Source organism: Mycobacterium sp. IDR2000157661, from assembly GCF_022317005.1.
Lineage (GTDB): Bacteria > Actinomycetota > Actinomycetes > Mycobacteriales > Mycobacteriaceae > Mycobacterium.
This window is the reverse complement of the sequence record NZ_CP081006.1, coordinates 2,957,711-2,981,048: the sequence shown is the minus strand read 5'-3', so window position 1 is coordinate 2,981,048 and position 23,338 is coordinate 2,957,711. Positions and strand designations below refer to the sequence as shown.

General features: G+C 64.7%; 16 protein-coding genes, 3 rRNA genes and 2 pseudogenes. 10 read left to right on the top strand and 11 right to left on the bottom strand.

Features of this window, described 5'->3' with window-relative positions; genetic code table 11:
- Positions 1-122 precede the first annotated feature (122 nt).
- Both K3G64_RS15670 and K3G64_RS15665 read right to left on the bottom strand, forming a co-directional pair.
- Positions 123-243 (bottom strand): annotated as a pseudogene (locus tag K3G64_RS15670) (virginiamycin B lyase); the annotation flags it as partial.
- The gene (locus tag K3G64_RS15665) at positions 240-2,864 is read right to left on the bottom strand and encodes a glycosyltransferase family 1 protein (RefSeq protein WP_238885568.1); all 2,625 of its coding nucleotides are present in this window, start codon (positions 2,862-2,864) and stop codon (positions 240-242) included. The gene K3G64_RS15665 and the pseudogene K3G64_RS15670, both read right to left, overlap by 4 nt.
- Before the next feature lie 170 nt (positions 2,865-3,034).
- Between K3G64_RS15665 and K3G64_RS15660 the strand changes: the two genes are divergently transcribed.
- Together K3G64_RS15660 and glgB are read left to right on the top strand one after the other, a co-directional pair.
- Positions 3,035-5,122, top strand: coding sequence for an alpha-1,4-glucan--maltose-1-phosphate maltosyltransferase (locus K3G64_RS15660; RefSeq protein WP_238885566.1), 2,088 nt, complete (start codon positions 3,035-3,037; stop codon positions 5,120-5,122).
- A gap of 4 nt (positions 5,123-5,126) precedes the next feature.
- On the top strand, positions 5,127-7,334 hold the full coding sequence (glgB, locus tag K3G64_RS15655) for a 1,4-alpha-glucan branching protein GlgB (protein WP_238885564.1): 2,208 nt from the start codon (positions 5,127-5,129) through the stop codon (positions 7,332-7,334).
- A 9-nt stretch (positions 7,335-7,343) separates the two neighbouring features.
- Here glgB and K3G64_RS15650 read toward each other — a convergent pair whose 3' ends face one another.
- Genes K3G64_RS15650 through K3G64_RS15640 form a run of 3 tightly spaced genes read right to left on the bottom strand, consistent with a single transcriptional unit; the run spans position 7,344 to position 9,887 of the window.
- Entirely contained in the window at positions 7,344-8,237 is an 894-nt protein-coding gene (locus K3G64_RS15650) for a tetratricopeptide repeat protein (protein WP_238885561.1), read from the bottom strand.
- A gap of 13 nt (positions 8,238-8,250) precedes the next feature.
- Positions 8,251-8,634, bottom strand: a complete 384-nt coding sequence (locus tag K3G64_RS15645; RefSeq protein WP_238885558.1) for a DUF3817 domain-containing protein — start codon at positions 8,632-8,634, stop codon at positions 8,251-8,253.
- A gap of 53 nt (positions 8,635-8,687) precedes the next feature.
- Positions 8,688-9,887: an acetyl-CoA C-acetyltransferase gene (locus K3G64_RS15640; RefSeq protein ID WP_238885556.1), complete on the bottom strand. Its 1,200-nt coding sequence runs from the start codon at positions 9,885-9,887 to the stop codon at positions 8,688-8,690.
- A gap of 83 nt (positions 9,888-9,970) precedes the next feature.
- On the opposite strand from K3G64_RS15640, the gene mce reads away from it, so the two are divergent.
- Entirely contained in the window at positions 9,971-10,444 is a 474-nt protein-coding gene (gene mce, locus K3G64_RS15635; RefSeq protein WP_238885555.1) for a methylmalonyl-CoA epimerase, read from the top strand.
- Positions 10,445-10,451: 7 nt separating this feature from the next.
- Here mce and K3G64_RS15630 read toward each other — a convergent pair whose 3' ends face one another.
- Positions 10,452-10,739 carry a hypothetical protein gene (locus K3G64_RS15630; RefSeq protein ID WP_238885554.1) on the bottom strand — a complete coding sequence of 96 codons (288 nt, stop codon included), beginning with the start codon at positions 10,737-10,739 and terminating at the stop codon, positions 10,452-10,454.
- A gap of 17 nt (positions 10,740-10,756) precedes the next feature.
- On the bottom strand, positions 10,757-11,428 hold the full coding sequence (gene nucS / locus K3G64_RS15625; protein ID WP_238885553.1) for an endonuclease NucS: 672 nt from the start codon (positions 11,426-11,428) through the stop codon (positions 10,757-10,759).
- A gap of 46 nt (positions 11,429-11,474) precedes the next feature.
- Between nucS and K3G64_RS15620 the strand changes: the two genes are divergently transcribed.
- The 5 genes from K3G64_RS15620 (at position 11,475) to K3G64_RS15600 (ending at position 15,237) form a co-directional block, all read left to right on the top strand.
- Positions 11,475-13,079, top strand: coding sequence for an adenylate/guanylate cyclase domain-containing protein (locus K3G64_RS15620; protein ID WP_238885552.1), 1,605 nt, complete (start codon positions 11,475-11,477; stop codon positions 13,077-13,079).
- Positions 13,080-13,147: 68 nt separating this feature from the next.
- Positions 13,148-13,633, top strand: coding sequence for a hypothetical protein (locus K3G64_RS15615; RefSeq protein ID WP_238885551.1), 486 nt, complete (start codon positions 13,148-13,150; stop codon positions 13,631-13,633).
- Positions 13,634-13,804: 171 nt separating this feature from the next.
- On the top strand, positions 13,805-14,275 hold the full coding sequence (locus K3G64_RS15610; RefSeq protein ID WP_238885549.1) for a hypothetical protein: 471 nt from the start codon (positions 13,805-13,807) through the stop codon (positions 14,273-14,275).
- A 56-nt stretch (positions 14,276-14,331) separates the two neighbouring features.
- A complete protein-coding gene (locus K3G64_RS15605) occupies positions 14,332-14,772 on the top strand; it encodes a DUF4383 domain-containing protein (protein WP_238885547.1) in 441 nt (146 codons plus the stop codon).
- A 21-nt stretch (positions 14,773-14,793) separates the two neighbouring features.
- Entirely contained in the window at positions 14,794-15,237 is a 444-nt protein-coding gene (locus tag K3G64_RS15600; protein WP_238885545.1) for a lipoprotein LpqH, read from the top strand.
- Positions 15,238-15,256: 19 nt separating this feature from the next.
- Here the strand turns inward: K3G64_RS15600 and K3G64_RS15595 are convergent, their stop codons facing one another.
- A complete protein-coding gene (locus K3G64_RS15595; protein ID WP_370646954.1) occupies positions 15,257-15,715 on the bottom strand; it encodes a hypothetical protein in 459 nt (152 codons plus the stop codon).
- A gap of 299 nt (positions 15,716-16,014) precedes the next feature.
- Here K3G64_RS15595 and K3G64_RS15590 point away from each other — a divergent pair.
- Both K3G64_RS15590 and K3G64_RS15585 read left to right on the top strand, forming a co-directional pair.
- Positions 16,015-17,503: pseudogene (locus tag K3G64_RS15590) on the top strand (AlkA N-terminal domain-containing protein).
- Positions 17,479-18,003 (top strand): methylated-DNA--[protein]-cysteine S-methyltransferase, encoded by a 525-nt coding sequence (locus K3G64_RS15585; protein WP_370646953.1) that lies wholly within the window; start codon positions 17,479-17,481, stop codon positions 18,001-18,003. Before K3G64_RS15590 ends, K3G64_RS15585 begins: the two are co-directional and overlap by 25 nt.
- A 64-nt stretch (positions 18,004-18,067) precedes the next feature.
- On the opposite strand, the gene rrf is transcribed toward K3G64_RS15585, so the two are convergent.
- The 3 genes from rrf to K3G64_RS15570 all read right to left on the bottom strand — a co-directional run bounded on the left by rrf (position 18,068) and on the right by K3G64_RS15570 (position 23,314).
- Positions 18,068-18,182 (bottom strand): 5S ribosomal RNA (rrf, locus tag K3G64_RS15580).
- Positions 18,183-18,295: 113 nt separating this feature from the next.
- Positions 18,296-21,422: ribosomal RNA gene (locus tag K3G64_RS15575) — 23S ribosomal RNA — on the bottom strand.
- A gap of 369 nt (positions 21,423-21,791) precedes the next feature.
- Positions 21,792-23,314 (bottom strand): 16S ribosomal RNA (locus K3G64_RS15570).
- Together the 16S, 23S and 5S rRNA genes form the textbook arrangement of a ribosomal RNA operon.
- Positions 23,315-23,338 lie beyond the last annotated feature (24 nt).

The following is a 23,338-nucleotide window of genomic DNA, read 5'->3' as shown; positions in this document are numbered from 1 at the left end:
CGCAGACCGTCACGAAGGCATCCGCAACACGTGACCGGCTTCCAGGGCGACCCGGACACCGTCGTCGGCGTCGGCGACCACGGCGTGCGGCTCGCCGGGCAGGTCAATGTCCACGGTGACCTCGCCACCGCCGGAGACGCGGGCGATCGCCCCGCTGTGCACCAGCGTCACCCACATTGCGCCGTCTGCCCCGAGCGCCAGCGAGTACGGACCCCCGTCGAGCGCGACCTTGAGGGCGCTCACGCGAGAGTGACGAGGCCGAGCTCGCTGTCGCCGGCCAGCAACGGGTGGTGCGGCAGCACCCGAACGGTGTAACCGACCGGACCGGCGATGGGCAGCGGCGCCGTCGCCGAGAAGATCTCGTTGCCGCCGTCGGCGGTCCCGCTGTGCTGCATGGCGACCATCACCGGCTCGACCAGGGTGTCACTCGCATCGACACGGCCCAGCACCGCCTGAACGGCGACCTGGTCGGGCCGCAGACCGGCGAGGTGCACCGTCGCGGTCAGCGTGAGCTCCGAGCCGAGCAGCGGGGTGTCGGGCAGGCCGTAGCTGTCGACATCGGTGATCTGGACCTTGGGCCACGCTTCGGACGCCTGCGAGCGGAAGTCCGCCAGGTCGCGGGCCGCGCCGAACGGTTCGCCGTCCGCACCGGGTTCCACGGTCCGGCGCAGCGATTGGGCGGCCGGCGCGTAGTACTTCTCGGTGTAGTCGCGCACCATCCGCGAGGCCAACACCTTGGGTCCGAGCGCGATGAGCGTGTGGCGCACCATCTCCGCCCACCGGACGGGAATGTCGTTCTCGTCGCGGTCGTAGAACTTCGGCGCAACCGCCTTCTCGACCAGGTCGTAGAGCGCGGCGGCCTCCAGGTCGTCGCGACGGCCGTCGTCGGCGAGACCGTCGGCCGTCGGTATCTCCCAGCCATTCTCACCGTCGTACCACTCGTCCCACCACCCGTCGCGGATCGACAGGTTCAGACCGCCGTTGAGTGCGCTCTTCATGCCCGAGGTTCCGCAGGCCTCCAGCGGGCGCAGCGGATTGTTGAGCCAGACGTCGCAGCCCCAGTACAGATGCCGGGCCATCGACATGTCGTAGTCGGGCAGAAAGGCGATGCGGTGGCGGACCTCCGGTCGGTCGGCGAACTTGACGACCTGCTGGATGAGGGCTTTGCCGCCGTCGTCGGCCGGGTGCGACTTGCCCGCCACGATGAGCTGAACCGGCCGGTGCTCGTCGAGCAGCAGCTTCTCCAACCGCTCGGGGTCGCGCAGCATCAGCGTCAGCCGCTTGTAGGTGGGCACCCGGCGGGCGAACCCGATGGTCAACGCTCGAGGATCGAATGCCGTGGCAATCCAGCCCAATTCGGCTTCCGACGCCCCGCGCTCCAGCCAGGACCGGCGCAGCCGGGCGCGCACGTCGTCGACCAGTTGCTCCCGGAGCTGGTTCCGGATCCACCACAGCTGTCCGGGCTCGACCTCGTGCAGCCGTTCCCAGACGGCCGGTTCGCGCAGCGAATTCAAGTCATCGCTGCCAAGGAGTTCTCGACCCAATTCCAGCCATTTGGGCGCGGCCCAGGTGGGTGCATGCACGCCGTTGGTGATGGAGCCGATAGGCACCTCACCGGGGTCGAAGCCCGGCCACAGCTCGTTGAACATGTGGCGGCTGACCCTGCCGTGCAACAGCGACACACCGTTGGCGCGCTGGGCCAGCCGCAGCCCCATGTGCGCCATGTTGAACTTCGACGGATCGTCCTCGGCACCGAAGTCCAGGATGCGATCCAGTGGCAGGCCGGGTAGCAGCCGCGACATCGCCCCGGACGGACCGTCGGTCGCGCCGCCGAAATACCGCCGCACCATCTCCACCGGAAACCGGTCGATGCCCGCGGGCACCGGAGTATGCGTGGTGAAGACGGTTGACGACCGCACCACCGTCAGTGCGGTGTCGAAGTCGAGTCCCGCGTCGATGAGTTCGCGGATGCGCTCGACACCGAGAAAGCCGGCATGGCCCTCGTTCATGTGGAAGACCTCGGGCGACGGGCGACCTTCCAGTTCGATGAAGGCCCGGATGGCGCGGACCCCGCCGACGCCGGCCAGGATCTCCTGTTTGATGCGGTGCTCCTGATCGCCGCCGTAGAGCCGGTCGGTAACGCCGCGCAGACCGTGGTCGTTCTCCGGGATGTCAGAGTCAAGCAGCAGCAACGGAATACGGCCCACCTGCGCAATCCACACGCGCGCTCGCAGCTCACCGTCATGCTGGCTCTGGCTGGGCATCGCGACCTTGACGAGCACCGGCCGGTTGGCGCCGTCGGTGAGCAACCGCAACGGCAGCCCCTGTGGATCCAGCGACGGATAGCTCTCGCTCTGCCAGCCGTCGGCGGTCAGCGACTGCCGGAAATACCCCGAGCGATAGAGCAGACCGACTGCGATCAGCGGCAGACCGAGGTCGGAAGCAGCTTTGAGATGGTCACCGGCGAGGATGCCCAGCCCGCCTGAGTAGTTCGGCAGCGATTCCGCGACGCCGAATTCCATCGAGAAGTAGGCGATGCCGTTGGGCAGCGGAGCACCATGCTCGATCTCCTGCTGATACCACAGCGGCCGGTTCAGATAATCGTCCAGATCGGCGGCCAACCCGTCGAGGCGGCGCAGGAACGACTCGTCGGCCGCCAGTTCGTCGAGCCGCTTCGGCCTGACCTGGCCGAGGAGGCCTAGAGGATCAGAGCCGACCTGTTTCCACAGCGCGGGATCGATGGACTGGAACAGGTCCTGGGTCGGCTTGTCCCACGACCAACGCAAGTTGATCGACAGCCGTTCGAGCGCGGCCAATCGGTCGGGCAGATGTGCGCGGACGGTGAACCTGCGAAGGGCTCTCACGCGAGTCAACCTTACTGACAATCCGCGGTCGCGCAGGGTCGTCGTCTAGTTCTTCCCCTCCCTGGGGTTGGGCCGAGCATTACGGTGGGTATAGGGCGCGACAAGGCTTTCTGAACTGACCAAGACGACACAGCGGCTCTCGCGGGCTGCGCCAGTGTAAGGAGTGGTAGGTGGCCGGTCGTATCGGAATCGATGACGTCCAGCCCGTTGTTTCCGGCGGTCGCTACCCGGCCAAGGCGGTCGTCGGCGAGATAGTGCCGGTGACCGCGACGGTGTGGCGTGAAGGCCACGAGGCGGTCGCGGCCACCCTGGTGGTGCGCTACCACGGGTCGTCGTACCCGAAGCTCGCCGACGACCCGCCGGGGCTCACCAGGGCCGCCGAACCGGTGCCCATCGAAGCCGTGGTCAGCGCAGCCCCACGCAAGAAGCCGCAGCATCTACCGATGGCCGCCGGGCGCACCCCGGACGTGTTCCACGGCGCGTTCAGTCCCGACTGCATCGGGCTGTGGACGTTCCGAGTGGACGGCTGGGGCGACCCGATAGCGACGTGGCGCAAGAACGTGACGGCCAAACTGGACGCTGGGCAGAGCGAGTCGGAATTGTCGAACGACCTGCTGGTCGGCGCGCAACTGCTGGAACGCGCCGCGACCGGGGTGCCGCGTCAACACCGCTATCCCCTGCTCGAGGCCGCGGCTCTGCTGCGGCAGCCAGGCGACCCGTTCGCGCGCGCCGGCGCTGCGCTCGCCGACGACGTCGCCGAACTTCTCGACCAGTACCCGCTGCGCGAATTGGTCACCCGGGGCGAGCAGTACGGCGTGTGGGTGGACCGGCCGCTGGCCCGGTTCAGTTCCTGGTACGAATTCTTCCCCCGCTCCACCGGCGGCTGGGACGCCCAGGGCAACCCGGTGCACGGCACGTTCGCCACTGCCACCAAGGCCTTGCCGCGGGTGGCCAGGATGGGCTTCGACGTGGTCTACCTACCGCCGATCCACCCGATCGGGAAGGTACACCGCAAGGGACGCAACAACAGCGTCACCGCGGCGCCGAAGGACGTCGGCTCACCGTGGGCGATCGGCTCCAGCGAGGGCGGCCACGACGCCGTTCACCCGATGCTGGGCACGATCGATGACTTCGACGACTTCGTCGCCGCCGCCCGCGACGACGGCATGGAGGTGGCACTCGACCTGGCGCTGCAGTGCGCGCCGGATCACCCGTGGGCCCGTGAACATCCGGAGTGGTTCACCGTGCTACCCGACGGCACCATCGCTTATGCGGAGAACCCGCCGAAGAAATACCAGGACATCTATCCGCTGAACTTCGACAACGACCCGACCGGCCTCTACGAGGAGGTGCTGCGGGTGGTGCGGTACTGGATCTCACACGGCGTCAAGGTGTTCCGCGTCGACAACCCGCACACCAAGCCACCGAACTTCTGGGCGTGGCTGATCGGCGAGGTGAAGAACGAAGAGCCCGACGTGCTGTTCCTGGCGGAGGCGTTCACCCGGCCCGCCCGGTTGTACGGGCTTGCGAAACTCGGTTTCACGCAGTCCTACACGTACTTCACCTGGCGCACCGCGAAGTGGGAGATCGTCGAATTCGGCGAGCAGATCGCCGAACACGCCGACTACGCCCGGCCGAACCTGTTCGTCAACACCCCCGACATCCTGCACGAAAGCCTCCAGCACGGCGGCCCCGGCATGTTCGCGATCCGCGCGGCGCTGGCGGCGACCATGAGCTCGACCTGGGGGGTGTACTCCGGGTTCGAACTCTTCGAGCACCGGCCGGTGCGGGAGGGCAGCGAGGAGTACCTCAACTCGGAGAAGTACGAACTGCGCCCGCGCGACTTCGATGCCGCGTTGGCCGACGGAGAGTCGTTGGAGCCGTTCCTCACCCGGCTCAACGAGATTCGCCGGTTGCACCCCGCGCTGCACGAGTTGCGCACCATCAATTTCCATCACGTCGACAACGACGCGCTGATCGCCTACAGCAAGTTCGATCCGGTGTCGGGCGACCAGGTGCTCGTGGTGGTCACCATCAATCCGTTCGGTCCGGAGGAGGCCACCCTGTGGCTGGACATGGGCGCTCTGGGTATGGAGCCCTATGACCGGTTCTGGGTACGCGACGAGATCACCGGTGAGGAATACCAATGGGGTCAGGCCAATTACGTGCGCATCGACCCCGTCCGGGCAGTGGCACACATTCTCAACATGCCGCACGTGCCCGCCGACCAACGACTCAATCTGCTGCGTAGGGAGTGACAACATGACGCAGACCAAGCAAGCGAGCAGTCCGCATCTGCGACCGCACACCGCCGACCTCAACCGGCTGCTGGCCGGGGAGCACCACGACCCGCACTCGGTCCTCGGGGCCCACGAGTACGACGACCACACGGTGCTACGCGCCTACCGGCCCCATGCGGAAGAGGTGACCGCGCTGGTCGGCGGGAAACGCTATGTCTTCCAGCACATCGAGGCGGGGCTGTTCGCGGTCGCGCTGCCGTTCACCGGTCTCTCGGACTACCGCCTCGAGGTGCGTTACCCCGGGGATCAGGTGCACACGGTCGCCGATGCCTACCGCTTCCTGCCCACGCTCGGCGAGATGGATCTGCACCTTTTCGCCGAGGGCCGTCATGAACGGCTGTGGGACATCCTCGGTGCGCATCCACGCAGCTACACCACCCCCGACGGGGTCGTCGAAGGCGTCTCGTTCGCGGTATGGGCACCGAACGCCACAGGCGTCAGCCTGATCGGTGAGTTCAACCATTGGGACGCCAACGAGGCACAACTGCGGGTGCTGGGTTCGACCGGCGTCTGGGAGCTGTTCTGGCCGGGCTTCGAGATCGGCGGGCTCTACAAGTTCCGGATCCGCGGCGCCGACGGATCGGTCTCCGAGCGCGCCGACCCGATGGCGTTCGCCACCGAGGTGCCACCGAAAACGGCATCCAAGGTGACCAAGAGCGACTACACGTGGGAGGACCAGGACTGGATGGCGCAGCGCGCCGCCCAGAACCCGGTGTTCGAGCCGATGAGCACCTACGAAGTGCACCTGATGTCGTGGCGGCCGGGGCTGAGCTACCGCGAACTGGCTCAGCAGCTCACCGAATACGTCGTCGACCATGGATTCACCCATGTCGAGCTGATGCCGGTGGCCGAGCACCCGTTCGGCGGTTCCTGGGGCTACCAGGTGACGTCGTATTACGCGCCGACGTCGCGCATGGGCACCCCCGACGAGTTCCGCCATCTGGTCGACACCCTGCATCAGGCCGGCATCGGCGTGATCATGGACTGGGTGCCCGCGCATTTCCCCAAGGACGCGTGGGCGCTGGGCCGGTTCGACGGCACCGCGCTCTACGAACACTCCGATCCGCGCCGTGGCGAGCAACTCGACTGGGGCACTTACGTTTTCGACTTCGGCCGCGCCGAGGTGCGCAACTTCCTGGTGGCCAACGCGCTCTACTGGCTGCAGGAGTTCCACATCGACGGCCTGCGGGTGGACGCCGTTGCGTCGATGCTGTACCTGGACTACTCACGCCCGGAGGGCGGCTGGACGCCCAACGTCTACGGCGGCCGCGAGAACCTCGAGGCCGTGCAGTTCCTGCAGGAGATGAACGCGACAGTGCACAAGGCCGCTCCCGGCGTCGTGACCATCGCCGAGGAGTCGACGTCGTGGCCCGGTGTCACAAGGCCGACCAACCTCGGCGGCCTTGGCTTCTCGATGAAGTGGAACATGGGCTGGATGAACGACACGCTGGAGTTCATCAAGCGCGACCCGATTCACCGCAGTTACCACCATCACGAGATCACGTTCTCGATGCTCTACGCGTTCAGCGAGAACTACGTGCTGCCGATCAGCCACGACGAGGTCGTGCACGGCAAGGGCACGCTGTGGGGCCGGATGCCGGGTGACGATCACATGAAAGCGGCCGGGCTGCGCGGTCTACTGGCCTACCAGTGGGCACATCCGGGCAAGCAACTGCTGTTCATGGGCCAGGAGTTCGGCCAGCGGGCCGAATGGTCCGAGGAGCGCGGCGTCGACTGGTACCAGCTCGACGAGAACGGCTTCTCGACGGGCGTGCTGCGCATGATGCAGGACATGAACGCCATCTACCGCAGCAGGCGCGCACTGTGGTCACAGGACACCCGCCCCGAGGGTTACTCGTGGATCGACGCCAACGACTCTGCCAACAACGTGCTCAGCTTCCTGCGCTATGGCGACGACGGGTCGGTGCTGGCTTGCGTGTTCAACTTCTCGGGATCGGAACACTCCCGCTACCGCCTCGGTCTGCCGCACGCCGGCAGCTGGCGCGAGGTGCTCAACACCGACGCCGACGTCTACAACGGTTCGGGCATCGGCAACTACGGCGCCGTGCAGGCCACCGACGAGCCATGGCACGGGCGGCCGGCGTCCGCGGTCATGGTGCTGCCCCCATTGGCAGCGCTGTGGTTCGAGTACGAACCGGCCGAGTCCTAACCGCGAGAATCAGTAGAGGGCGTTGGCCAGCTTGCGACGACCGGCGATCACTTCGGGCTCGGCGGGATCGAAGAGGTCGAAGAGCTCGACCAACCGGGTGCGCACCTTGGCGCGGTCGTCGCCCGACGTCCGCTTGATCAACCCGATGAGCCGGTCGAACGCGGCGCCGACGTTCTGCTGCAGGATCTCGACGTCGGCCGCGGCGAAGGCGGTCTCGATATCGTCGGGATTGGCGTCGGCGGCAACCACCGCACCGGGGGCGCGCGTCGTCGCTCGCTGCAAGAACGCGATCTGACGAACCGCCCCCTTGGCCTCGGCGTGGCCCGGGTTGGCGTCGAGGATCGCCTGGTAGGCGGTGCGCGCGGCGTCGAACTCCCCGGCGTCGAGGTGAGCGCGGGCGTTCGCGAGCTCGGGGTCGACCTGTTCGGGTTGCTCGGGGTCGCCGCCGCCGGGCAGCTTCCCCGCGACCGCGCTCAGCAGCGAGTCGACCCACCGGCGCAGCTGCTCCGGCGGCTGCATGCCCTGAAAGCTGGACAGCGGCTGGCCCGCCGCGAGTGCGACCGCCGTCGGAACCGCCTGAACGCCGAACATCTGGGCAACTCGCGGCACCGCATCGACGTTGACGGTCGCCAGCGACCACTTGCCGCCGTCGGAGTTGGCCAGCGCGGCCAGTGCGTCACCCAACTGGACGCTGGCGTCGCTGCGCGGCGACCACAGCAGCACCACAACGGGTACCTGACCGGACCGGACCAGCACCTCGTCTTCGAGGTTGGCCTCGGTTACCTCGACGCCGCCGGCTGGACCGGATTGGCCCGCTTCGCTCGTGGCAGGCCGCTGCTTGAGGGCCGACAGATCAACCGCGCCGGCCATCGAGGCCGCAATAGGGGGTCGTGGACGACTCACGTCAGTAAGTCTGTCACGTCGTTTCGAGTGCCGACCGCCCCGGTTGTGCGAGCGCCATGGCGGCGGCCGGCGCCCCCATCCGACCGGTGCGATCCACCCAGATGACGAAGACCACGCTGGCCAGCGGCACGACGCCGGCCAGTACGGCCAGCGCCCAGGTGCCGAGCGCCCACTTGAAGGCGACTCCTGCCAGCAGGCCGAGGAGCACGAAGGCGACGAAGATCAGCCCGTGCGCCATGCCGAATATCTTGACGCCGATCTCGGTGCGGGGCGTGCCCACGTACTTGAAGTACATCCCGGTCAGCAGGCCCACCCAGCTGACTGCCTCGAGCAGGGCGACGAGGCGAAACCAGCCCGCGATGGAACGCAGGTCCAAAGCGCGTGTCATAGCCGCCATTGTGCACGAAACAGAAGCCGATTACTACACGTCGTCGTAGCGCCGATCAGGCGCTAGCTGCGACGCAGGATCAAAGCGTCACCCTGCCCGCCGGCACCGCACAGTCCCGCCACGGCGTAACCGGACCCGCGGCGCGCCAGTTCCAGAGCGGCGTGCAGGGTGATCCGGGCACCGGACATGCCGATGGGATGGCCGATGGCGATGGCGCCGCCGTTGACGTTGACCTTGTCGGCATCCACGCCGAGTTCCTTGGTGGAGGCCAGCGCGACAGCGGAGAAGGCCTCGTTGATCTCGATCACGTCGAGCTGGTCAAGTGAAATACCTTCCCGCTCAACCGCTTTCTTGATGGCGTTGGCCGGCTGTGACTGCAGCGTGGAGTCCGGCCCGGCAACTACGCCGTGCGCGCCGATCTCGGCGAGCCAGGTCAGGCCCAGCTCGACGGCCTTGTCCTTGTTCATCACCACCACTGCGCACGCCCCGTCGGAGATCTGCGATGCCGAACCGGCGGTGATGGTGCCGTCCTTGCGGAAGGCCGGCTTCAGTCCTGCCAGCGACTCGGCGGTGGTGTTGGCGCGGATGCCCTCGTCCTCGAAGAACTCGATCGGGTCGCCCTTGCGCTGTGGGATCTGCACCGGCACGACCTCGTCGGCGTACAGGCCGTCCTTCCAGGCGGCGGCGGCCTTCTGGTGCGATCCGGCGGCGAACTCGTCCTGCTCGGCACGGGTGAACTGGTCGACATCGTTGCGCTGCTCGGTCAGCGCACCCATCGGCTGGTCGGTGAACACGTCGTGCAGCCCGTCGTAAGCCATGTGGTCGATCACCGTGACGTCGCCGTACTTGTAACCCGACCGGCTGTTCATCAGCAGGTGCGGCGCCTGGCTCATCGACTCCTGGCCACCGGCGACGACGACGTCGAACTCGCCGGCACGGATCAGCTGGTCAGCGAGCGCGATCGCGTCGATGCCCGACAGGCACATCTTGTTGATACTCAGGGCGGGCACGTCCCACCCGATGCCGGCGGCCACTGCGGCCTGCCTGGCCGGCATCTGCCCGGCGCCGGCGGTCAGCACCTGGCCCATGATGACGTACTCGACGAGCCGGGCCGGCTCTTCGGTATTCGGGAAGGCCTTCTCGAGCGCTGCGGCGATCGCGATGCCGCCGAGGTCGCTGCCCGAGAAGTCCTTCAGCGAACCCATGAGTTTGCCGACCGGAGTGCGGGCTCCCGCGACAATCACCGACTGGCGCTGCTTCATTTATTTCCTCCAGAAAGTGGGTATAGCCATGTGTGGTACATGACACATTCCGCAAACATCTGTCTCAAGGTTACCGTTACGTTATGACCACCGAACACGTAGACGCACGTCCGGCGCTCGCAAGCGCCTTGGTGGCGGCGATCGACCACGTGGGCATCGCGGTCCCGGATCTGGACGCCGCCATCAAGTGGTACCACGACCACCTCGGCATGATCGTGCTGCACGAGGAGGTCAACGAGGAACAGGGCGTCCGCGAGGCGATGCTGTCGGTTCGCGGTGCGCCCATCGGCAGCGCGCAGATCCAGCTGATGTCGCCGATCAACGAGTCCTCGACGATCGCCAAGTTCCTCGACAAGCGCGGACCGGGTCTGCAGCAGCTGGCCTATCGCACCAGCGACATCGACACACTCAGCGAACGCTTGCGCGCCGAAGGCGTGCGGTTGCTCTACGACGCCCCACGGCGCGGCACCGCGGACTCGCGGATCAATTTCATCCACCCCAAGGACGCCGGCGGTGTCCTCATCGAGCTGGTCGAGCCCGCCTCCCCAGAGCACTGACGGCTCACTAAGACCATTTGCGGGTGGGGCCCCGCGTAGACCGGTGTGCCCAGCACGCGGTGTGCCAGTGTCTGCGGTCGTCGACTGCCCGCTCGCCCAGATGGGCTTCGAACACGACCAGATGCGCGGTGCCCGGCCGGATCTCGTGGTCGCAACCGGGACAACGGTAGGTCTTGGTGGCCCGCGCTGCTGCGACCGGACGGACCTCGTAGTCGTAACCGTCGGGCCCGGTCTCGATGCGGCGCGGCGCCGGTGGCGGAGCCGGCGGCCTGCTGGATCTGCGGCGACGCGCCATGCACTCAGTCTAAGGCGCTAGAACAGGCGGAACTCGTCGCTGTCCATTCCCCGCATCTGGTCGTAGTCCAGTGTCAGGCACCGGATGCCGCGGTCGACGGCCAGCGTCTTGGCCTGCGGCTTGATCTGTTGCGCGGCAAAGACTCCGGTGACGGGCGCGAGAAGCGTGTCGCGGTTGAGCAACTCGAGATAGCGGGTCAGCTGTTCTACTCCGTCGATCTCACCGCGGCGTTTGATCTCCACAGCGACCGACCCACCGTTCTCGTCGCGGCACAGCAGGTCCACCGGCCCGATCGCGGTCATGTACTCGCGCCGCACCAGCGTGTATCCCGGGCCCAAGAGTTCCACGTGCTCGGCCAACAGTTCCTGCAGGTGGGCCTCGACGCCATCCTTGACCAGGCCGGGATCCACGCCGAGTTCATGGCTGGAATCGTGTTCGACGCTTTCGACGGTGATCCGCAGTTGCTCGCCGGCCTTGTTCTCCACCACCCAGACCGGCGCCGGACCCTCGGTCTTCTCGGTAAGCCGACACGGCGGACTCATCCAGTTCAGCGGCTTGTAGGCGCGGTCGTCGGCGTGCACACTCACCGACCCGTCGGCCTTGATCAGCAGCAGTCGCCGCGCCGAGGGCAGGTGTGCGGTCAGCCGTCCGACGTAGTCGACGGTGCATTGGGCGATCACGAGACGCACCCGAACCACCTTAGGGGCCGGTTCGGCAAATTAAGATCTAGGCACGATGAGCGTCAGCGAAAGCGTCCCGAAGCGGCTCGGCCGCGTCCTGGAGACCGTGACACGGCAGAGCGGCCGACTGCCGGACACGCCGCAGTACGGGTCGTGGCTGCTCGGCAAGCCGACCGAGAGTCAGCGGCGCAGGCGCATCCGCATCCAGGTCATCCTCACCTCGCTGTTGCTGTTCGCCAACATCATCGGAATCGTGGTGTCGTTGCTGCTCAACGCGTTGGCGATCCCCGTGCCGAGCATCTTCTCCGACGCGCCGGGGTGGCTGACGTGGGCCGTCGCCCCGACCTACATGGCGGTCGCGTTGGTCGGCGGGACCGCGTGGATCACCGCGCGGACCGTCCGCTCCCTGCGGTGGTCCATCGAAGAGCGCCCTCCGACCCGGGAGGATCAGCGCAACGTGTTCCTCGCGCCGTGGCGGGTGGCGAAGAGGCTGCTCTTCCTGTGGGGCTTCGGCACCGCGCTGCTGACGCTGTTGTACGGGCTGCAGGACACCGCCTTCATCCCCCGCTTCATCTTCGCGGTCGGGTTCCCCGGAATCGTGGTTGCCACCGCGTGCTACCTGATCACCGAATTCTCGCTGCGCCCGGTCGCGGCGGAGGCGCTGGAAGCGGGCCGTCCGCCGCGCCGGCTGACCGCCGGGATCATGGGCCGCACCATGCTGGTGTGGGCACTGGGGTCTGGGGTGCCGGTGATGGGCATTGCCATCACCGCGATCTTCTCGCTGGTACTGGGCAACCTCACGCCCACACAGTTCGGTGTTGCGGTGCTGAGCATTGCGGCAGCGGCGCTGGTGTTCGGCTTCATCCTGATGTGGATTCTGTCCTGGCTGACCGCGACTCCTGTCCGGGTGGTGCGTTCGGCACTGCACCACGTCGAGCGGGGTGATTACGACTGCGGCCTGGTGGTGTTCGACGGCACCGAACTCGGCGAGCTGCAGCGGGGCTTCAACTCGATGGTCGAGGGCCTCAAGGAACGCGAACGGGTGCGCGACTTGTTCGGTCGTCATGTCGGTCGCGACGTCGCCGCGGCGGCCGAGAAGGAACGGCCCAAGCTCGGCGGGGAGGAACGCCATGTGGCGGTCATCTTCGTCGACATCATCGGCTCGACACAGTTGGTGACGGGAAGACCCGCAACCGAAGTCGTCGAGTTGCTGAACCGCTTCTTCGCCGTCATCGTCGAGGAGGTCGACCGCCACCACGGGTTCGTCAACAAGTTCGAAGGAGATGCGGCGCTTGCGGTGTTCGGTGCGCCCAACCACTTGGAGCGGCCGGAGGACGAGGCGTTGGCCGCCGGTCGTGCCATCGCCCGGCGCATCCGCGCGGAGGTGCCCGAGTGCGAAGCGGGCATCGGCGTGGCGGCGGGCGAAGCGGTGGCGGGCAACGTCGGTGCCAAGGAACGGTTCGAGTACACCGTGATCGGCGAACCGGTCAACGAAGCAGCGCGCCTGTGCGACCTGGCGAAGGACAAGCCGGGCCATTTGCTCGCCTCATCGGATGCCCTGTCCAAGGCGAGCGACGACGAAAAGTCGCACTGGAGCCTGGGCGACACCGTCACACTGCGCGGCCACGACGAGCCGACCCGGCTCGCACTGCCGGTGTAGCTCGACCCTGTTTATCGATTGCCTGCTCGGGTACGACGTCGGCGGACGTCGAGACGAGAGGTGACACGATGACCAATCCGGGCCCGGAGGTGAGAGTTGGGCGGCGCGCGGCCGCAGTGACCGCCTCTTTCGCGGCGGTGCTGCTCGCGACCGCGACGGCGGGATGCGATTCGACGCCCTACCCCACCGGTGACGAGTTCACCACCACCGTGCAGGGAGCCGAACCGTCCGTCCCCGGCACCTCGTACCCGCCCTCGTATCCGGCCGATCCGTCGCCCGTGGTGGTGGACGTGGATATCGCAAACGGGTCGGTGCAACCGCAGAACGCAACGCTGAGCGCCACGGTCGGGCAACCCATCGAATTGCGTGTCGACAGCGACGCCGCGGCGAACATCGAGATCGAGGGCGCACTGAACCGCACGTTCGCGGTCAAGCCGGTCGCAGATCAGGTGTTCGACTTCACCGTCGACGACCCGGGCTCGGTGACGATCACAACCCGACAGCCGGCTCAGACGATCGCGACGGTCGAGGTGGCGCCGCGCCCACCGCAATGACACCGCCGCTGCCGCGATCCCGCAACGCCGGGGACGTATCAGCCGGCGCACCGCAGGGAATCCATGGACCCGGGCTGTCAGTACCTGACGTCCGGCCGCCGATCAGCCTAGGAGTCAGTAATGCGAGCATCGTCCCGCCGAAGCGTCGGTACATCGGCCGTCGCCGCTGTCGTGCTCGCGCTGTCGACAACCGGCTGCGACTTCGTACAGGGTCTGTCGACCAATCGCGGTTCGGGTTCACTCACCGAGGGAACGACCGTCGAGAACGCGTTCATCGTGCCGGTGTTCCTGCCGGACCGCTGTGCGATCCAGCTCGACGCCGGAGCGAAAATGCTCTTCACGGTCACCAACGCCAGCCCCACCGAGACCGAACGCCTTGTCGGCGTGAACACCAACGTGGCCGCGAGCGCCGATATCGACACGAGTGTCGAGATCCCCCCGAAGTCCACTGTGGGCTTCGGTGAGCCCGCGGCGCCATCGGTGGGCAACCGCGTGCCGCCGGTGCAACTCGGCGAATTGGATCCGAATCTGAAGGCCGGCATGACGGCCAACGTGACATTTCAATTCGACCGCGCCGGCGACATCGTGATGCCTGTACCGGTCAACGCGTGCCCAAGGCAGAAAGAAGAACCATTCGGGTGACGATGATGCCTGACAGTGACTCCACGGATCGGCTCAGCAGAGGGCGGTGGCGGGCGGTGCGCCTTGCGGCTCTGATCGTCGGCGTGGGCTTTCTCGGCTTCGGCGTGCTGGGATTCGTATCGCCTGTCACCGCAGAGCAGCCGACCGTGCCGGGCCCCATACTGTTCGGACTCTTCTCGGCCGGAGTCGTACACAACGTCATTCACCTGTTGATCGGAACACTCGGCCTGCTGGCCTCTCGGCGCGTCAATCACGCGCGGATATTCCTGGTGGGTGCCGGCCTCGTGCTGGGCTTGTTGTGGCTTCTGACGTACGTGGTCAACCGGAAGACGGCGGCCGACGCGCTCGCCTTCACCAACGCCGACTACCGGCTTCACTTCGGCCTCGCCGCCGTGATGATGGTGCTCGGACTGCTGCTGGGATTCGGGCGCCTGAGCCGCTCGACACGGGACGCGGACAACAAGGCTTCGGCGCCGCCGGGATCACCGATGCGCTGACGGAACACCACAGGAGCAGCGATGATTTCACCCAGGAGAGCCGGCATCCACACCCTCGGCATTGTCCTTCTCGCGGCCGCTGCAGGCTGCGGCAGCGAGCCGGCGCCGCGGCCCGACCTCGGCATGCCGCGGAACACGGCGCAGGTGTCCATCGACGGGCGCGACACCGGCAAACAGTATGTTGTGAGCTGCCGAAAGCAGCAGTGGCAGTTGAGTATCGACACCGTCGGCCAAGACGCGGGGTTCACCGCGATGCTGGACTCCGACAGCGACCTCAACGCCGAAATGGTGAAGATCCGCGACCTCGGGGGCTTCACGGGAAGCGCATGGCGCGGCGGCGTTGGCGACGTTCAGGCGCATCGCGACGCCGGCATCCTGACCATCAACGGAACGGGATACGGCTACTTCGGTGACAAGTGGACGCATCCCACCAACGCCGAATTCACCATCGAGGCCGCCTGTTGACGCGATGGCTCGCGGTCGCTCAGCTGCCGCCGACTTCGGCGGGCAAGGGCGGCGGCAACGGCTTCGTCGGAGTCATGGTCTTGGACGGCACTGGAGCCGTTCCAGCAGAAGAAGATTCGTGGAAATCGATCATCGGCTCTTCGCGAATGGTCCGAGAGCCCGCACTCACAACCAGGGACTTCTCCGAGACGAAGTAAGTGATCCCGTTGTTCTCGGCGGTGAACTCGTCGCCGGTCTGGGAGGCGGGGATGATCAGTCGGGCACCGTCACGCAGCCGCACGCCACGGTACTGATACTCACCGTCAGCGGACTTGCAGATCGCCACCCGTGACGACCCGGTGCTGCCGAAGACCACGACCTCACTGGGCGCGGCACACCGGGCGGTGGAGTCGACATAGCCCCGGGCATCTGTCGCGGGCACCGCCGAGACCGCGGGCGCGACGAGCAGCGCCCCCGCCGTGGCAGCGGCACTCGCCATGAACAGCATGCGTTTTCCCATCGACTTCCACGACACCACAAAGCCGGGTCCTGCGCTTCCCGCGACGCTGGTGATGATGCAACCGTTAGCGCGTTGAGATCGGGGCGTGAGGTTCGGCGAGGGGCGGACACTGCGCGGGTTCGGCCAGGACGCTACCGATCCTGACGTGCTGCCCCTACGAGCGAGTGCGAGAGCGACGACGACTGAGCGCATACCTGATGTCTGGTGGGTGTCGTGGCTGTTACGACGATGTCGGTTTTCCGCCAGTGATGTCGGTGGCCGCATGTAATCGTTGACGGGTGCACGAGGATTTCGACCGCTGCTACCGCGCCGTTCAGTCGAAGGACGCCCGGTTCGACGGCTGGTTCGTCACCGCCGTGCTGAGCACAGGGATTTATTGCAGGCCGAGCTGTCCGGTCCGGCCGCCGTATGCCCGCAACATGCGGTTCTACCCCACCGCGGCGGCCGCCCAGAAGGCCGGTTTCCGTGCCTGCAAACGTTGCCGCCCGGACGCGTCGCCCGGTTCGCCCGAGTGGAACGTCCGTGGTGATGTCGTTGCTCGCGCCATGCGGTTGATTACGGACGGAGTCGTCGATCGCGAGGGCGTGACCGGGCTGGCCGCCAGGCTGGGTTATACGACGCGGCAGCTCGAACGGCTGCTGCAGGCCGAAGTCGGCGCCAACCCGTTGGCGCTGGCTCGGGCACAACGCTCGCAGACCGCCCGGGTGCTCATCGAGACCACCGAATTGCCGTTCAGCGACGTGGCATTCGCGGCCGGCTTCGCCAGCATCCGGCAATTCAACGACACGGTCCGCTCGGTGTGCGACCTCACCCCGACGGTCCTGCGTCAGCGCGCGCGGGCAAGGTTCGGCAGCGGCGACGGGGGCGCCGGCGCACTCTCCTTGCGCCTGCCGGTCCGCGCACCGTTCGCCTACGAAGGACTGTTCGGGCACCTGGCCGCCAGCGCTGTCCCCGGCGTCGAGGAGGTGAGCGACGGCGCGTACCGGCGCACCCTGCGATTGCCGAACGGCAGCGGGATCGTCGGCCTCACGCCTCAACCCGACCATGTGCGGTGCCACATCGTGCTCGACGACTTCCGCGACCTCGCCACCGCCATCGCTCGCTGCCGTCGGCTGCTCGACCTCGACGCCGATCCGGAAGCTGTCATCGATGCGCTCGGCGCCGACCCGCAACTGGCCGTCCTCGTCGACAAGGCACCCGGTCAGCGAATTCCCCGCACCGTCGACGAAGGAGAACTCGCGCTGAGGGTCGTCCTCGGTCAGCAGGTGTCGGTGAAGGCCGCACGCACCCACGCCGGGCGCCTCGCCAGGGCATACGGACAACCGATCACCGACGCCAACGGCGACCTGACCCATATGTTCCCAGCGATCGAGCACCTCGCCGACATCGACCCGGTCCACCTCGCCTTCCCGAAGGCGCGACAACGGTCGCTCAACGCGCTCATCCACGCGCTGAACCGCGGAGACCTCGTTCTCGACGCGGGTTGCGACTGGAACCGCGCCCGCGAGCAGTTGTTGGCGCTGCCGGGGATCGGCCCGTGGACGGCCGAGGTCATCGCGATGCGCGGCCTCGGCGACCCGGACGCCTTCCCGGTCACCGATTTGGGCGTGCACCTGGCTGCCAAGCCAGTTGGGACTGCCGGCGGACCCTCGCCCACTCGCCGACTACAGCGCTCGCTGGCGGCCGTGGCGCGCCTACGCCACCCAACATTTGTGGACCGCACTCGACCATGCCGTCAACGAATGGCCACCGAGGGAGAATTCATGACCAGCCTGCAGTTCCGCACGATCGACAGCCCCGTCGGGCTGCTCACCCTGGCGGGAATCGACAACCGCTTGATGCACCTGCGAATGGTCGACCAGACCTACGAGCCGAGCCGCGACGGCTGGGTGCCCGACAACACCGCCTTCCCCGACGCGGTCCAACAGCTCGAGGCCTATTTCGCCGGCCACCTCACCGAGTTCGAACTCCACCTCGACCTGGTCGGCACAGCATTTCAGCGCAAGGTGTGGGCCGCACTGCTGACGATTCCATACGGCGAGACCCGCTCGTACGGCGACATCGCACGGCAGGTCGGGTCACCGGGCGCCTTCCGCGCCGTCGGACTGGCCAACGGTCACAACCCGATCGGAATCATCGTCCCGTGCCATCGGGTGATCGGCTCCAATGGAAGCCTCACCGGATACGGCGGCGGTATCGAAAAGAAAAGGACGCTATTGGAATTCGAAAAAAGTCGACTATCGCCGGTTGCGACATTATTCGATTGACGCGGACTTACTCAGAAAATGCCTGTGGCCCCCAAATCAATGGGGGCCACAGGGCTTAATGTGTGTTCGGCGGTGTCCTACTTTTCCACCCGGGTTGGGTAGTATCATTGGCGCTGGCAGGCTTAGCTTCCGGGTTCGGGATGGGTCCGGGCGTTTCCCTGCCGCTATTGACCGCCGTAACTGTATTCACTTGTTTTCAAGTGCCCACCTTTGTGTGTGGTGGGGGGTTTTGTTTGCCCTGGTGTTTCGATGGTGGTGGGGTGTGGGTTTGTGTGGGTTGTGGTTGCGGTGTTTGTGGTAAGTTTTCGGCCGGTTAGTGCCAGTTCCCTGCGCCCATTGCTGGGTGTGTAGGTCTGGTCTATCGATCCCGTGTTCTGCGGGGGGCCTTATCCCACTTGATGGGTGAGAAGCCTGGTCTTGGAGGGGGTTTCCCGCTTAGATGCTTTCAGCGGTTATCCTGTCCGAACGTGGCTATCCAGCGGTGCCCCTGGTGGGACAACTGGTGTACCAGAGGTTCGTCCGTCCCGGTCCTCTCGTACTAGGGACAGGTTTCCTCAAGCTTCTGACGCGCGCGGCGGATAGAGACCGAACTGTCTCACGACGTTCTAAACCCAGCTCGCGTGCCGCTTTAATGGGCGAACAGCCCAACCCTTGGGACCTGCTCCAGCCCCAGGATGCGACGAGCCGACATCGAGGTGCCAAACCATCCCGTCGATATGGACTCTTGGGGAAGATCAGCCTGTTATCCCCGGGGTACCTTTTATCCGTTGAGCGACACCCCTTCCACTCGGGGGTGCCGGATCACTAGTCCCGACTTTCGTCCCTGCTTGACGTGTAGGTCTCGCAGTCAAGCTCCCTTGTGCACTTACACTCAACACCTGATTGCCGTCCAGGTTGAGGGAACCTTTGGGCGCCTCCGTTACTTTTTAGGAGGCAACCGCCCCAGTTAAACTACCCGCCAGGCACTGTCCCTGAACCGGATAGACGGTTCGAGGTTAGAGGCCCAATACGATCAGAGTGGTATTTCAACAGCGACTCCACCCACACTGGCGTGCGGGTTTCACAGTCTCCCACCTATCCTACACAAACCGTATCGAGCACCAATACCAAGTTGTAGTGAAGGTCCCGGGGTCTTTTCGTCCTGCCGCGCGTAACGAGCATCTTTACTCGTAATGCAATTTCGCCGAGTCTATGGTTGAGACAGCTGAGAAGTCGTTACGCCATTCGTGCAGGTCGGAACTTACCCGACAAGGAATTTCGCTACCTTAGGATGGTTATAGTTACCACCGCCGTTTACTGGGGCTTAAATTCTCCGCTTCACCCTCGAAAGGGTTAACGGGTCCTCTTAACCTTCCAGCACCGGGCAGGCGTCAGTCCGTATACCTCGTCTTGCGACTTCGCACGGACCTGTGTTTTTAGTAAACAGTCGCTTCTCACTGGTTTGTGCCACCCCCTGCCGCTGCCGGCCGCGAAGGCCTTGACGGTGTGGGGGTCCCCCTTCTCCCGAAGTTACGGGGGCATTTTGCCGAGTTCCTTAACCATAGTTCACTCGTACGCCTCGGTATTCTCTACCTGACCACCTGTGTTGGTTTGGGGTACGGGCCGTGTATGCGCTCGCTAGAGGCTTTTCTCGACAGCATAGGATCACCGAATTCGCCTCACTCGGCTATGCATCACCTCTCAGGATATGTGAAACCCGGATTTGCCTAGGTCTCTCCCTACAGGTTTGCCCCAGTATTACCACTGACTGGTACGGCTACCTTCCTGCGTCACCCCATCGCTTGACTACTACCCACACGGGTCCCACGCAGCGGAGAAACCCCGCACCCCGAAGGGATTGGTGGCTTCTCGTTTGGGTGGTTAGCGGTGTGGATTCGTCAGGGACGCTCATACACGGGTACGGGAATATCAACCCGTTGTCCATCGACTACGCCTGTCGGCCTCGCCTTAGGTCCCGACTCACCCTGGGCGGACTGGCCTGGCCCAGGAACCCTTGGTCTTCCGGCGGGCAAGGTTCTCACTTGCCTTATCGCTACTCATGCCTGCATTCTCACTCCCCACCCTCCACAGCCAGATCACTCTGCTGCTTCGCTAGATGAGGGACGCTCCCCTACCCAACCCCATGTCATGCATGGAATTGCCGCGGCTTCGGCGGTGTGCTTGAGCCCCGCTACATTATCGGCGCACAATCACTTGACCAGTGAGCTATTACGCACTCTTTCAAGGGTGGCTGCTTCTAAGCCAACCTCCTGGTTGTCTTCGCGACTGCACATCCTTTTCCACTTAGCACACGCTTAGGGGCCTTAGCCGGCGATCTGGGCTGTTTCCTCTCGACGCACGGAGCTTATCCCCGCCGTCTCACTGCCACACTTTCACTTGTCGGCATTCGGAGTTTGGCTGACGTCAGTAACCTAGTAGGGCCCATCGGCCATCCAGTAGCTCTACCTCCAACAAGAAACATGCGACGCTGCACCTAAATGCATTTCGGGGAGAACCAGCTATCACGGAGTTTGATTGGCCTTTCACCCCTACCCACAGCTCATCCCCTCAGTCTTCAACCTAAGTGGGTTCGGGCCTCCACGCGGTCTTACCCGCGCTTCACCCTGGCCATGGGTAGATCACTCCGCTTCGGGTCCAGAACACACCACTACACACGCCACTGCTGACGTGATACGCCCTATTCAGACTCGCTTTCGCTGCGGCTACCCCACCCGGGTTAACCTCGCGACATGTCCCTGACTCGCAGGCTCATTCTTCAAAAGGCACGCCATCACCCCACCCCGAAGGGAAGGCTCTGACGGATTGTAGGCACACGGTTTCAGGTACTCTTTCACTCCCCTCCCGGGGTACTTTTCACCATTCCCTCACGGTACTAATCCGCTATCGGTCACTGGGAAGTATTCAGGCTTACCGGGTGGTCCCGGCAGATTCACAGCAGATTCCACGGGCCCGCTGCTACTCGGGGACACTGTGACAACAGATGATGAGTTTTCGTCGACGGGGCTCTCACCCTCTACGGCAGACCATCCCAGGCCACTTGAACTAACACACCATTTTCTCACTGCTGCTCTCCTCGGCGGAGGAAAGAACACAGACCCCACAACACCGCACACACAACCCCCGCCGGGTATCACATGCACACGGTTTAGCCATCCTCCGCTTTCGCTCGCCACTACTCACGGAATCACAATTGTTTTCTCTTCCTACGGGTACTGAGATGTTTCACTTCCCCGCGTTCCCCCCCAACGCCTATACATTCAGCGTTGGGTGACACGACATCACTCGTGCCGGGTTTCCCCATTCGGACATCCTCGGATCCACGCTCGGTTGACAGCTCCCCGAGGCATAACGCAGCCTCCCACGTCCTTCATCGGCTCCCAGTGCCAAGGCATCCACCATGCGCCCTTAAACACTTACACACAAACATTTCTAGAAGAAATTGCAAAGACACGACACCACAGCAACCCCGCCACCAAAAGCAACGGAGCCCTCCGGCATCTGTCTAGATGCTCGCAACCACTATCCACAAATCAAACACCACACCCCACCACCAAAGACAGGGCGACAACCAGTCCCATCTCCGGTTTCCCACACTCGGGACGAAGAGATAGCGGGCTTGTTGTCTCAAAGCCCAATAGTGTGTCTGGCAACCCCTCACCGGCTCGATCACTCGAAACCCATAACCGGCGAAACTGTTTGTCGTGCACCCAGCCGGCGCCACTACAGCCACCGACTCCTCACGGCTCGACCAGAACCCAATGTCCCGATCTTTTCGTGGTGCTCCTTAGAAAGGAGGTGATCCAGCCGCACCTTCCGGTACGGCTACCTTGTTACGACTTCGTCCCAATCGCCGATCCCACCTTCGACGGCTCCCTCCCACAAGGGGTTAGGCCACCGGCTTCGGGTGTTACCGACTTTCATGACGTGACGGGCGGTGTGTACAAGGCCCGGGAACGTATTCACCGCAGCGTTGCTGATCTGCGATTACTAGCGACTCCGACTTCACGGGGTCGAGTTGCAGACCCCGATCCGAACTGAGACCGGCTTTGAAAGGATTCGCTCCACCTCACGGCATCGCAGCCCTTTGTACCGGCCATTGTAGCATGTGTGAAGCCCTGGACATAAGGGGCATGATGACTTGACGTCATCCCCACCTTCCTCCGAGTTGACCCCGGCAGTCTCTCACGAGTCCCCGCCATAACGCGCTGGCAACATGAGACAAGGGTTGCGCTCGTTGCGGGACTTAACCCAACATCTCACGACACGAGCTGACGACAGCCATGCACCACCTGCACACAGGCCACAAGGGAACCGACATCTCTGCCGGCGTCCTGTGCATGTCAAACCCAGGTAAGGTTCTTCGCGTTGCATCGAATTAATCCACATGCTCCGCCGCTTGTGCGGGCCCCCGTCAATTCCTTTGAGTTTTAGCCTTGCGGCCGTACTCCCCAGGCGGGGTACTTAATGCGTTAGCTACGGCACGGATCCCAAGGAAGGAAACCCACACCTAGTACCCACCGTTTACGGCGTGGACTACCAGGGTATCTAATCCTGTTCGCTCCCCACGCTTTCGCTCCTCAGCGTCAGTTACTGCCCAGAGACCCGCCTTCGCCACCGGTGTTCCTCCTGATATCTGCGCATTCCACCGCTACACCAGGAATTCCAGTCTCCCCTGCAGTACTCCAGTCTGCCCGTATCGCCCGCACGCCCACAGTTAAGCTGTGAGTTTTCACGGACAACGCGACAAACCACCTACGAGCTCTTTACGCCCAGTAATTCCGGACAACGCTCGCACCCTACGTATTACCGCGGCTGCTGGCACGTAGTTGGCCGGTGCTTCTTCTGCTACTACCGTCACTTGCGCTTCGTCGTAGCTGAAAGAGGTTTACAACCCGAAGGCCGTCATCCCTCACGCGGCGTCGCTGCATCAGGCTTGCGCCCATTGTGCAATATTCCCCACTGCTGCCTCCCGTAGGAGTCTGGGCCGTATCTCAGTCCCAGTGTGGCCGGACACCCTCTCAGGCCGGCTACCCGTCGTCGCCTTGGTAGGCCATCACCCCACCAACAAGCTGATAGGCCGCGGGCCCATCCCACACCGCAAAAGCTTTCCCTACCCAGCCATGCAACCAGGAAGGTGTATTCGGTATTAGACCCAGTTTCCCAGGCTTATCCCAAAGTGCAGGGCAGATCACCCACGTGTTACTCACCCGTTCGCCACTCGAGCACCCCCGAAAGGGCCTTTCCGTTCGACTTGCATGTGTTAAGCACGCCGCCAGCGTTCGTCCTGAGCCAGGATCAAACTCTCCAAACAAAACCCAAACAAAATGAGCCATTC

Coding starts and splice junctions, on each gene's coding strand:
- glgB (WP_238885564.1), top strand. CDS start 5,127: ATGACGCAGACCAAGCAAGCGAGCAGTCCGCATCTGCGACCGCACACC.
- K3G64_RS15645 (WP_238885558.1), bottom strand. CDS start 8,634: ATGGCGGCTATGACACGCGCTTTGGACCTGCGTTCCATCGCGGGCTGG.
- K3G64_RS15640 (WP_238885556.1), bottom strand. CDS start 9,887: ATGAAGCAGCGCCAGTCGGTGATTGTCGCGGGAGCCCGCACTCCGGTC.
- mce (WP_238885555.1), top strand. CDS start 9,971: ATGACCACCGAACACGTAGACGCACGTCCGGCGCTCGCAAGCGCCTTG.
- K3G64_RS15630 (WP_238885554.1), bottom strand. CDS start 10,739: ATGGCGCGTCGCCGCAGATCCAGCAGGCCGCCGGCTCCGCCACCGGCG.
- K3G64_RS15620 (WP_238885552.1), top strand. CDS start 11,475: ATGAGCGTCAGCGAAAGCGTCCCGAAGCGGCTCGGCCGCGTCCTGGAG.
- K3G64_RS15615 (WP_238885551.1), top strand. CDS start 13,148: ATGACCAATCCGGGCCCGGAGGTGAGAGTTGGGCGGCGCGCGGCCGCA.
- K3G64_RS15600 (WP_238885545.1), top strand. CDS start 14,794: ATGATTTCACCCAGGAGAGCCGGCATCCACACCCTCGGCATTGTCCTT.
- K3G64_RS15595 (WP_370646954.1), bottom strand. CDS start 15,715: ATGGCGAGTGCCGCTGCCACGGCGGGGGCGCTGCTCGTCGCGCCCGCG.
- K3G64_RS15585 (WP_370646953.1), top strand. CDS start 17,479: ATGGCCACCGAGGGAGAATTCATGACCAGCCTGCAGTTCCGCACGATC.